General features: G+C 40.1%; 2 protein-coding genes. One reads left to right on the forward strand and one right to left on the reverse strand.

What is annotated here, in order from left to right:
• The coding region (locus ACFINC_RS09605) for a hypothetical protein (RefSeq protein ID WP_375617065.1) at positions 1-657 on the reverse strand (657 nt) is incomplete at its 3' end.
• 126 nt (positions 658-783) lie between these two features.
• Between ACFINC_RS09605 and ACFINC_RS09610 the strand changes: the two genes are divergently transcribed.
• Positions 784-1205: crossover junction endodeoxyribonuclease RuvC (locus tag ACFINC_RS09610; protein ID WP_375617066.1), on the forward strand; the 422-nt coding region annotated here is incomplete at its 3' end.

A 1205-nucleotide genomic window follows, 5' to 3' on the forward strand; every position in this document is an offset into this window, starting at 1 on the left:
GATTAAAGTAACTTGGTCTTTTATATCTTCTTCACGTGCTGCTACAAAAATAAGGATTTTTGAAGGTTTGCCTTCTGAGGGAGCTACAGAAATATTAACATCGATTTCTGGTCCCGTTCGAAAATTCTTTGCTTTATCACAGAAGCCAGGGAATACTCGCGATTCTGTAACCGCGTCAGGATTAACATATGGTGATTGTATTTGCCAAGTTTTTTGCCTAGGTTTGTATATGATGCCATATCCAAGAATAAAGCGAGAACTATCTTTTAGCTTTATATTTAAAATATGGACGACAGTTTGTGCATTATTTTCTACCTTTAAGAAAAGAAGCGTCCACTTGTCCTTTGTTGGAGAATGTGGTCCAGTTGCATATATGGAAAGTGGCGTTCCTAAATCCTGTACTCTTTTGTTATCTAACAAAATTTTAATATGTTCTTCTGACCATTTTGCAATATCTTTTGTTGATTTTGCTTGCTCTTCAAGAGCTGCAGTTTGTTTTTCGCTTTCTGCAAATTTCTTGATTACCCATTTCTTATCTTGTGCTCGTTTTTTTGCGGCTTCTTTACGGTCTTTGCATCTTAAAATAAGCGCTACTGAAAGTGATCCGATAAATGACAGGAAACCCGTAAGAAATATCTTTATCCATTCTTGCATCATAACTCCCCCCCCAATTTTTTAAAATCGTTGGGAGAATACTTTTTCACAAACATTTTTGCAAGACAGGCAATCGCAATGCGCTCTGTCACAGCACGCATATAAATACGTAGAGCCTAAGGGGGGATTATGATCAATAACACGCGAACCATTCTCTGTCTTGATCTAGGCATCAAGACTGGCTGGGCTATTTGTGGTGCTGATGGTCACATCGTCAGTGGTGTCATGAATTTCCAGCCACGTCGTTTTGAAGGCGGTGGTATGCGTTACTTACGCTTTAAGAGATGTCTATCAGAAATAAAGCAGGCAGTAGGCGGCATTGATGCCGTGTATTTTGAAGAAGTACGCCGGCATATCGGTACTGATGCAGCCCATGTGTATGGCGGTTTGTTAGCAACCTTAACGGCGTGGTGTGAACATCATCAGATACCGTATGAAGGCATTCCTGTTAGCACAATTAAGAAAGCAACGACAGGAAAAGGAAACGCCTCAAAAGTAGAAATGATTAAGGCGATGTATGCAAAAGGGCACGCGCCTGAAGATGATAATGA

This window comes from Bartonella sp. AP58NXGY (genome assembly GCF_042195785.1).
Taxonomy (GTDB): Bacteria; Pseudomonadota; Alphaproteobacteria; order Rhizobiales; family Rhizobiaceae; genus Bartonella.